Source organism: Actinomadura rubrisoli, from assembly GCF_004349215.1.
Lineage (GTDB): Bacteria > Actinomycetota > Actinomycetes > Streptosporangiales > Streptosporangiaceae > Spirillospora > Spirillospora rubrisoli.
In genome coordinates this window covers 1-10,145 of sequence record NZ_SMKU01000341.1, presented here as the reverse complement: position 1 = coordinate 10,145, position 10,145 = coordinate 1, and the positions used below count along the sequence as shown (strand labels likewise).

Below are 10,145 nucleotides of genomic sequence, written 5' to 3'. Positions count from 1 at the left end.
CCCCCGCACCCGCGCCGCCCGCCGTGCTCGCCGTCGCGGCCGCCGCCGACGTCCCCGCCCTCGCCGTCCCGCCGATCTGCGAGACGAGGCTTCCCGATCAGGCCGACGACACGATCGCCCTGATCGACCGGGGCGGCCCGTATCCGTATCCGCAGGACGGCACGGTCTTCCAGAACCGTGAAGGGCTGCTGCCGCAGGAGCCGCGGGGCTTCTACCACGAGTACACCGTCAAGACCCCGGGCAGCCCGACGCGCGGCGCCCGCCGCATCATCACGTCCGGGAACGAGGGCCACGACGGCATGTACTGGACGGCCGACCACTACAGGACGTTCTACGACATCGACTTCGGCTGCTGACCGGCCCCGCCGGCCGCCCGGGCCTACCACCCGGCTACTGGGCGGCCAGCTCGGACAGCTTCTTCTTGAGGTCGGATCGCGCGAGCGGGCGGGTCGTCCCCACCCAGTCGGGCCGCTTGTAGGGCTTCACGCCGATGTTGGGCACGCAGGTCGAGCAACTCGCCACGACCATCTTCCCGTCCCCGATGACCATGCCGACATGCCCGGGGTTGTTGGACGAGGTGCCCGGCCCGGAGTTGAAGAAGACCAGGTCACCCGGCTGCTCCTTGCCCTTGGGGACCTTCACGCCGAACGGCCACTGCTCGAACGTCGTCCGCGGGATGGCGAGGCCCGCCGACCGGTACGCGGCCTGCAGCAGGCTGGAGCAGTCCCACGCGTCCGGGCCGTTGGCGCCGAAGATGTAGCGCTTGCCGCGCTGCGCCATGGCGAACTGGATGATCTTCTGGACGAGGCCGCCGGCGTTCGCGGGCAGGTCGTTGTCCTGGCAGTCGACGCCGTTGGACTGGACGACCTTGAAGTCGCCGCCGACGTACCGCTTGGCCCAGTCCAGGACGAGGTTCACGTAGTCCCACGAGTGGTTGTACATGAAGATCGCCGTCCGCATGCGCTGCGGGGCGCCGTTGTGCTTGAGGTACGCGGCGGCCGTGGGGATCGCGTCCGCCGGGTCGTAGCGGTTCTTGCGGCCGTCCTTGTTGCCGTCCACCGCGAACGCCTTGAAGGTCGGGTCGAGGAACTGCATGGGCCCCCCGGCTCCCGCGTAGTTCTCGCCGTTGCGCACGCCGGGCAGGTTCGAGGTGCCGTGCCCGGTCTCGACCTTGCCGATGCCCGCCAGGACGTTCCACGGGATGCGGTACTGCCCGCCCGCCTTCTTGTAGAGGTCCAGGTAATCGGCCGGGATCGCCCTGGCATCGTTTGCCGCGGCGGGCTGCGCCCCCGCCTGCGAGACGTCCACGCAGCCGCCGTTCACGCCGCCGCCGAAGATGAACTGGCTCGCGCCGAACAGGATCGGGACGAAGATCAGCGCGACGAAGAGGGTCGCGGCGACGCCGATGGCGCCGGCGAGCAGCAGCCGCCGAGGCGTCATCCGGGATCACCCGTGTCGCCCGCCTGCCCGGTGTCCGCCGGCTGGAACGCGTAGACCTTCAGCGACCCGCCGTCCCGCGCCACGGTGACGGCGTACTGCTTGCTGTCGTCGCCCGCGGCCCCGCCCTTGGTCACCTGCTGCTTGCCGGTCACCAGGAAGATGATCGAGTTGTCCTCGATGTCGCGGACCCGGTCGAGCGTGGCCGTCCCCTGCGCGACGATCTGCTTCTGGCGCCGGTCGTCCTGGATCCCCGGCGACGTCGCACCGCGCTCGATCTCGCCGCGCAGGCCGTCGGTGACCATCCCGGTCAGCCGCCCGACGTACACCTTGGGGTCCTCGTCGAAGCGGTACGTCCCGTACGCGGCGACGAACCGCTGCGCGAGGTCGGCGGCCGTGGCGAACTCCTGCTGGGAGAACGGCAGCAGCCGGTAAAGGTCGAAGTCGCCCGGCTTCACGGGGCTCTGGATCCCGGGGGGCGGCGACGCCGGGCCGGTCGGCCCGGCGGGCACCGTCGCCGCCGCGCTCGGACGGTCGTCGGCATCGCCCGAGTCGCCGTCAGGCGCGGCGACCGTCAGGTAGACGCCCACGAGGGCGAGCAGCACCACCAGTCCCGCGAACAGGAGCTTGCGCTGGCGGTCGTTCAGGTTCATCACTCGTCCCGTTCTGGCTCACCTGGCTGGCGTTCGACCGGTCGCAGCCAGAACGGGATCGGCGGCTCGTCCTGCGAGCCGCGCCGGCTCCACAGCGGCGGAGGCTGCTCGCGCCCGCCGGGGCCGAGCCCGGATCCGGGGTTGGCCGCCGGGGCCCCTCCTCCGCCACCGCCGCCACCGCTCGCGGCGGAGCGGGGCCTGGGGACGTTGGAGGCGGGTGCGCTCGGCCTGCCGGACACGGGGGCACCGCCCCCCGAACCGGACCCGCCGCCCGACCCGCCGGCGCGGCCACGGCCGCGCTCGGTCGAGCCCGACGAGCGTCCGCCACCGGAGAACCAGCCGCCGCCACCGCTGGAACCGTTTCCGGATCCATTGCCGGCGCCATTGCCGCCCGAACCGCCGCCACCCGAACCGCCGCCTGAACCGCCGGAGCCGCCCGAACCGCCACCGCCCGCGTTCACGCCACCGGTGCCGCCCCGTCCCGTCCAAGAGGTGGGACGAACGGTGCCTCCACCCGAGCCCGCGCCCCCGGACGGCTTGCCGCCACCTGCCGCGGGGGCAGCCGCACCGGCGCCCGCGCCCGAACCGCCGGCCGCGCCTGCGCCCGCGCCGGTGCCCGCCTTCACGCCCGACACACCGCCCGGGCGTGTGCCCGCCGCAGCACCCGCGCCCGCGCGCGCGTCACCGAGGGTGCCAGCGCGGGAAGGCAGGTTCAGCGGCGGTGCGCCGCGTCGGGAACGTCCTTGCGCGGCCGCCGCACCGGCGGTCCGGGGCTTGGCCGCGAGGACGGGAGCCTCCTCCGGCGACGGGCCATCGCCCGTCCCGGCCCCTGCGACGCCCGCGCGCCGGTCGGTGGCCACGCCGGAACCGGCCGACGCGTCGGCCAGCGCTCCCCCGGCGGCCGCGGCCTCGGACGCGTCGCGCTTGCCCCAGCGGCCCAGCCGGTAGCCGGCCGCCCCGGGCACGACCGCTCCCGCGACCGCCGCGGTGTTCTTTCGGGCCTCCATGACCGACTTGTCGAGATGGGCCTCGCCCTTGTCGCGCGCTCCGACCGCCGAGTAGCCGACGGCCGAGAACAGGTGCTGGAACGGCTTGCGGTAGATGAACGCCGCGAACGTCACCAGCGCGATCAGCAGGATCTGCAGGCCCCACGGCAGGGTCTCGCCGAGGATCAGCCCGTACGCCCACAGCAGCAGTGACAGCACGCCTATGAGCGCCGCCTGTTTCAGCAGCATGGACAGCAGCAGTTCCAGCCAGCGGATGGCGATGACCCGTCCGATGCCCGGATGTATCCCGATCCCGAGGAAGATCGGCCCCGCGACGAGCAACAGCAGGAACGCGATCTTCACCACGATCAGCGCGACCGCAATGACCATGATGAGCAGCCCCGCGACCAGCGCGGCGAACAGCCCGCCGAACGCGACCGCCAGCCGGTTCGTCCAGTTCTTGCCCTGGAACAGCGGATAGACGCCGGGATGCTCGTCCTTGATGCTCTTGGAGACGTCCTTGTAGGCGTCGGCCTTCTTCCCGAGATCGACCTTCTGGCCGCCGTACGTCTCCGGCAGGTCGACCGCCTGGGCCCACAGCAGCTTATCGGCGTTGTCCTTGACGACCTTGGCGTTGGGGTCGGTGGTACCGAACTCGCCCTGCAGCCACGGCTTGCAGACGAGCGCCACCCACAGCCCGTTCGCGTTGCGCGTCGTCGCGTCCAGGTTCGGCGACGCCGCCGGATCAGGCTTGCCCTCGGGCGGCGGAATGCACACTCCGCCCTTGGTATCGCTCTGCGGCAACGCCGCGTTGAACGCGGCGCTCGTCGCCTCCGACACCTTCGTCCCGAGCGTGGTGAAGTCCGCCGGCCGCGCGACCAGCCAGATCAGCGCCACCATCGCGGCGACCATCCAGATGACGCCCTCGGTGACCTTGCTCGCCCGCTTGCGGACGAGCCCCCACCAGGCGAGCCACATCGCTCCGAGGATGACCACCCACGACCAGTACCGGGCGTTGAACGTCTTGCCCATGCCGGTGATGACGCCGTCGACGGTGTCCTTCAACCAGCCCAGCAGCGACTCCGACGCGGCCGCCTGGTAGACGCTGATCGTCGTCCGGTCGATCGCCCGGACGAGGGTGAACGTCGTGTTGGCGAGGGCGTTGCCCATCATCGCCATCGCGTCCGAGCACCCCATGTCGACCGCGTACCAGGTCTGCCCGGCGGTGCCGTACCGGTCGTAGTAGGTCTGCTGGTCGACCGGCGTCTTCTGCAGCTTCGCGTTCGGGTAGTCCGGCGGCTTGATCAGCCCGTCCGTCCCCGACCCGTACTGCTCGGGCGAGGGGCTGTCCGCGGGACGGCACGTGTCGCCCGGGCCCGGCAGCGGAATCGACGCCGCCGCCGGTGAGACCGGGCTCACCAGGAACAGCGCCATCATGATCAGCAGAAGCACCGAGCGGCGGGTGCGCGGGCGGTGCGCCTGGCCGCCGGACCGGCGGGGACGGCGGGGACGATCGAGACACGCGCGATCGAGCCCTTCGCCGGGCGAGCGCTGCAGGCGCGCCGTCCGGTGGCGGGGACCCCTCATCGACTGACCTCCTCGACCTCGGCCCCCGTGGCGGTGAGTTCGGACGCGCCCGGATGGGACCGGGTCGGGTTGGTGTCCAGCCAACGCTGCAGTTCCTCGGAGATCAGGTCGACGCCGATGCGCCCCGCTCGGCCGTCGAGGTCACGGAAGATGCACTCGCCGTTGCCCAGGTTGCGGAGCACGGCCTTGTGCTCGTCGGACGCCTCCACCCCGAGGAGCGACATGACGTCGCGCACCTCGACGCGCTCGGTGGAGCGGAAGCAGAACACCGACGACAGGCAGTTGGTCACCTGCTCATTCAAGAGGTCCCCGGCGTTCTGGGAGACCAGGATCAACGCAGTGTTGCGGGAACGGCCCATCCGCGACACTTCCGGCACCAGCTTGGCGCCTTCGGGTGTCGATGTGATGGCCCACGCCTCGTCCAGGAAGATGGCCTTGGGGAGCCGCCGGTCGAGCCCGTGCATGAGGCGCCGCGCGAACTGCGACACCAGGTACATCAGGGCCACGGACAGGCGCTGCTCGTAGGAGTAGTCCTCTCGCGAGATCGTGACGTCGGGCAGCGTCAGACCGCCCAGCGTGAAGACGGTCGTCCAGCCCGCGCTGTCGATGCGCTCGCCGCCGGACGGGTCGAAGCACAGGCGCGCGAGGCGCATCTCCGACATGGAGCGGAGCACCGCGCCGAGGTTCTTGGACGCGGGGTCGGCGGCGGCCTCCAGGTAGTCGACGACGCGTCCGAGCGAGGGGCGCTCGGCGTTCGCGACGGCGCCGACCGCCTGGATCATCGCGGACTCGCGCTCCTCCGACATCCTCGGCAGCAGAAGCCTCAGCGTCTCGGTGGCCATGGTCTTCTTGGCCGCGAGGTCGTCGCCGAAAGAGAACGGGTCCAGCAGGCCGGGCGCCGCCGAGCCGAGCGGCAGGATCCGCGCCTTCCTGCCCCGCGCCTTGAGCAGTTCCACCAGCGACTCGGCGTCGCCCTTGGGGTCGATGGCGGCGACCGTGACCCCGCGCAACGCCATCTGGTAGATCAGCAGCAGCGCCAGCGTCGTCTTGCCGCCGCCGGGCTCCCCGGTGATGGCCACGGCCGTCGGACGGTTGCGCGCCGCGGCGACGAGCGGGTCGAAGTGGACGATGGACCGGGCCCGCCCGAGCGTCTCGCCGATGTACGGGCCGATCCAGCCCTCGTCGTGCTCGTCTGGACGGTCGCCGAGGTCGACCGTCGCGACCGGCATGCCGCCGGCGATGGTCCGCAGGGGCTGGCGCTGCGCGTAGGCGTTGAGCCGGATCCGGTCGCCCGGCAGCGACTCCAGGAACAGCGAGAACTGGTCGCCGGTCGAGTTGACCACGTCGATGCCGATGTCGCGGTAGTGCTCCACCACCGCGTCCACCCGCTGCGCGAGAAGTTCCTCGGTCGGCGCGGACACGATCAGCCGGTGCCAGCCGTACACGAACGGCAGCCGCTCCTTGGTGATGCCGTGCTCCAGCATCCGCGCCGCGTCGATCTGCTCGGCGAGCGCGATCGGCGCCTCCGCGCCGGCCTCCCGGATGTGCTGGTCCATGTCGCGCGCGTGCGCCAGCTTCCGCGAGACGTCCTTGGACGCCTTGGCCGGCGGGATCAGCTTCATCCGCGCGCTGATCTCGACCGGGAACGGAAGGGCGTCCGCGTAGTGGAACCAGGGCTCGCCGTCCGGGAACGGCATCATGTCGGGGAAACGGGCGAACGACAGGTAGGCCACATAGGACGCCGCCGTGGCGCCGCCGCCCGCGCCGGTGTAGTTGGGCTGCTCCACCCTCAGGTAGGAGCGGCCGTTGTGGATGGCGCCCTCCACCAGCGCCTCGATCTCGCCCTTGCCCCATGTCCTCCGCTGCACCGCGGACGGCGGCGGGTCGGCCAGCGATCCGGTCACCGCGTGCTGGAACAGCCACGCCACCTCGTTGGAGGTGGCGTGCCTGGCGTAGAGGGCGGATCCGCCGAGCGCCCGCCCGATCCGCTCGGCCTGCTCCGTCCAGCGCGCGATCTCCTTCTTGTCGACCGCGTCGTCGTGGACGCCGAGGACGTTCTCGCTGCGCTTGTAGAGTCCGAGGAACTGCGCCAGCACGCCGCCCGACAGGTGCGCGCCCATCCCGCGCGGCCCGAGCCGCACGCCCAGGTAGACCTCCTTGGTCCAGAAGTCCTTGGCCCACACGTGGGCGTAGGTCTCCTCCAGGTACTCCCGCCACCCGGACCCGGCGTCGGACGTCTTGTCCAGCGCCAGCGCCCACTCCGCCGCCGGATACGTCCGGTGCGCGATCCTCAGGTGCACCTCGGCGTCCTGCATCCGGATGCCAGCGAGCGCGATGGTGATGTTGGTGGCGAGCGCCTCGCGCTCCTCACCGGTGGTGAACTCGTACGACACCGTGGGCAGCCGGAAGTACGCCCACGCCGCGTTGTCGGTGAGCAGGACGCGGTCGTCGAAGTACCGCACCGCCAGTCGGCTGGACTTGCTCATGCCGCCCTCCCGACCTCGGTTCCGACCACTGATTCTCCCGTTGCGCAAAGGCCGGTGAAGGGTTGCCTGAGGAAGTCTTTACCGTCCGCGCGGCCATGGACGTCAGGCGCGCCCGCCAGGCATGCCCGCGCCCTGCCGGTCCGGTCCGCTCGATGCCCGCGAGGGGCGCTCATCGGGTGGCCTCCTGCTCCTGCTGAAGCTCCTGGTAACGCTCGGGCACGACGGTGAACCCGCCGGCGACCACGCCGGCGAGGGCAAGATAGGCACGCCGCGTCGGCGCGCGCAACGATCGCAGCTCGTTGCGCGGCGCACGGTCCATGCTGAGGTGATCATCCCACGGGATGCGGACGAGGGCCCGGCAGCGGCCCCGCGCCACCGCCTCGGCCTGCTCCACATCGTCCATGCTGCGGCGGCTCACCCCGTTGATGACCGTGACGGCGCGGGACCGCAGTTCCTCGTACCCGTGCCCGTCCAGCCACTCGAACGTCATCGCCACCGCCCGGGGCGCGTCGGCGCTGGCCGGCGCGACCAGGACGATCTGGTCGGCGTACGGCAGCACCCGCGCGACGACCGCCGCCGCCGCGTCGAGCAGCGTCACCGAGTAGAACCTGTCGATCGTCCGGATCGCGAGGGCGTAGTCGCGGTCGTCCAGCGCCTGGAGGGGGTTCTTGCCCGCGGCGATGACGTCGAGCCCCGACTTGGCCTGCGAGGTGTACCGGCGCATCGCGGTGAGGCTGCCCACCTGGTCGGCCCGCGTGATGAGCCCGGTCAGCGTCTCGTTGGTCTCGCTCCGCGTCCGCCGCGCCAGCGCGCCCGGCCCGGGGTTGACGTCGACCGCGACGACGGGCTCCCCGTTGTGCTGGGCGAACGTGTGGCCCAGCATCAACGCGGTCACGGTCTGGCCCGCGCCGCCCGTGCACCCGAGCACGACGATGTGCCGCGTCCCGTGGAACGGCTGCTGCAGCCGCATCTGGTACTCGGCGTCGACCTCGCCGTGCCCGCCGCCGACGGCCTGGATGAGCCGCCGCAACCCGCCCGTCGTGACCTCGTGCTCCGGATCCGGCGGCGTGATCGCCGGACCGGACGGCGGCGCGGCGGGCGGCGGCGGCAGCGGCCTCGGCCGCACCGGCGACGCCGGCTCCGACCGCACCTCGCGCGGCGGCGCCTGCTCCTCGGGCGGCGGCTGGATCGGCACACCCTGAGGAGGCAGCGTCCCCGGCTCCGGCACGGACGGCCAGGGCCGGCCGTCCGTCGAGGCGGGCCGTGTCGGATTGGACAGCCCCTTCGACCACGGCTTCGGCGGCTCCTTGCGCACCGGCTCAGCAGGCCGCTCCGCCTGCGGTGGCGGCGGTGGTGACGCTGCCTGCGCCCACTGCGGCGGCTGCGCTGCCTGCGGCGGCTGCACTGGCCGCGAAGGCGGCGGTGGCTGAAATGGTGGCGCCGGCCGCGGCGGCTGGGCTGGTTCCTGAGGCTCGGCCTCTCGTGGCTGTGCCGCGCCGAACGCCCCGGGCACCATCGGGATGTCGGGCCGCGTCGGCGCGGGACCGCGCTGGGGCCGGACCCCCCGCACCGGCTCGGAGCCGGACACCTGCGGCGGAGCGGGCGGCCCCGCAGCCCAACCAGGCCGCGGAGCCCCGCGCTCCTGCGGCGAGGCGGCGGAGGGCCGTCCCTCGTCAGGCGTTCTGGGCGCGGTATTCCATCCGGCAACCTTCTTGTCGCCGACCTCGCCATTGAACCGCTGAGGCACGTCTTGGCGCGGCCCTGTCCTCTCAGGCGCGACAGGCTTGAACGCCACGACTTCGCCTTCGTCGGCCTTCTCACCAGGCTCAGACTGCTGTGCAGGCGCCTGGCCTGCCTCGCCTCGGACTGCGGAAGCCGGACCCTCAGCGCCTGCAACCGGCACGTCTACCCGCTCGCCCTCAGAACTGGGCACAACCCGCTCTGGCGCTTCCTCCTGCCCCTTGGACTCCGCGGCAGCAGATGCAGGAACCTGCGATCCAGCAACCCGCACATCCCCCAGCTCGCCTTCCGAACGGGAGACGGGCGGACGCGGCGCGTCCTCGGGCTGCTGTCCTTCGGCGGCCCGCTCGCCCCTCGCCAAAGGCAAAGCAGCGGAACGCGACGTCTCCCCCCGGGGCCCCGCGCCTGCGGAGGCCGGGACCTGCGCTCCAGCGACCGGCACATCCCCCTGCTCGCCTCCCGGACGGGAGAGGGGCGAGGGCGACGCGTCCTCACGCCGCAGAGCTCCAGCGGCCTGCTCGCCCCTCGCCGCAGGCGGGGTAGCGGCAGGCGCGGGGGTGTCCTGCCCATCCGGACGGCGCGCGACCCTGCTCACGGAACGCGACGTCTCCCCCTCGGGCTCCGCGCTTGCCGAGCCGGAAGCGGGGACCTGCGCTCCAACAACCCGCACATCCCCTTGCTCGCCTCCCGGACGGGAGACGGGCGAAGGTGGTGCGTCCTTGGGCTGCTGAGCTTCGGCGGACTGCTCGCCCCTCGCCACAGGCAAGGCAGCGGAACGCGACGTCTCTCCCTGGGGGCCTGCGCTTGCGGAGGCCGGGACCTGTGCGCCTGCGACCGGCACATCCCCTTGCTCACCCTCCGAACGAGAGACGAGCGGACGCGGCGCGTCCTTGGGCTGCTGAACTTCGGCGGCCTGCTCTCTGCTCCCCGCAGGCGGGGCAGCGGCAGGCGCAGGGGTGCCTCGCTCATGCGGACGGCGTGCTACCCCGCTCACGGAACGCGACGTCTCTCCCGTGGGCTCCGCGCTTGCGGAGGCGGGGGTCTGTGCTCCTGCGACCGGTACGTCTGGCCGTTCGCCTTCTGGGCGGGAGGCGGGTGGGCGCGGCGCGTACTGGGGCTGCTGTGCTTCGGCGGGCTGCGCGGCGCTCGTCGTCGGTGCGGGGGCGTCCTTGGGGTGTTGCTCGTCGGGTTGGCGTGGGACGTCGCTCGCGGGCTGTTCCGCGGTGGGGGGCGCTGCCTTCGCGGCTGGGTGGGAT

The 10,145-nt window shown here is 72.4% G+C and carries 6 protein-coding genes; 1 reads left to right on the top strand and 5 read right to left on the bottom strand.

Translation table 11 applies throughout. The features are described 5' to 3' along the window. Window positions 1-356: guanyl-specific ribonuclease (locus tag E1298_RS38550; protein ID WP_131902333.1), on the top strand; the 356-nt coding region annotated here is incomplete at its 5' end. A 34-nt stretch (window positions 357-390) separates the two neighbouring features. On the opposite strand, the gene E1298_RS38545 is transcribed toward E1298_RS38550, so the two are convergent. The 5 genes from E1298_RS38545 to E1298_RS38525 all read right to left on the bottom strand — a co-directional run bounded on the left by E1298_RS38545 (window position 391) and on the right by E1298_RS38525 (window position 8,464). Further along, window positions 391-1,440 carry a C40 family peptidase gene (locus E1298_RS38545; RefSeq protein WP_131902332.1) on the bottom strand — a complete coding sequence of 350 codons (1,050 nt, stop codon included), beginning with the start codon at window positions 1,438-1,440 and terminating at the stop codon, window positions 391-393. Further along, entirely contained in the window at window positions 1,437-2,090 is a 654-nt protein-coding gene (locus tag E1298_RS38540; protein WP_131902331.1) for a hypothetical protein, read from the bottom strand. Before E1298_RS38540 ends, E1298_RS38545 begins: the two co-directional genes overlap by 4 nt. Beyond that, window positions 2,090-4,663, bottom strand: a complete 2,574-nt coding sequence (locus E1298_RS38535; protein WP_131902330.1) for a type IV secretion system protein — start codon at window positions 4,661-4,663, stop codon at window positions 2,090-2,092. Before E1298_RS38535 ends, E1298_RS38540 begins: the two co-directional genes overlap by 1 nt. After that, entirely contained in the window at window positions 4,660-7,149 is a 2,490-nt protein-coding gene (locus tag E1298_RS38530; protein ID WP_131902329.1) for an ATP-binding protein, read from the bottom strand. The genes E1298_RS38535 and E1298_RS38530 overlap by 4 nt, the downstream gene beginning before the upstream one ends. Window positions 7,150-7,318: 169 nt before the next feature. Continuing rightward, window positions 7,319-8,464 carry a MinD/ParA family ATP-binding protein gene (locus E1298_RS38525; protein WP_131902328.1) on the bottom strand — a complete coding sequence of 382 codons (1,146 nt, stop codon included), beginning with the start codon at window positions 8,462-8,464 and terminating at the stop codon, window positions 7,319-7,321. Window positions 8,465-10,145: the final 1,681 nt, after the last annotated feature.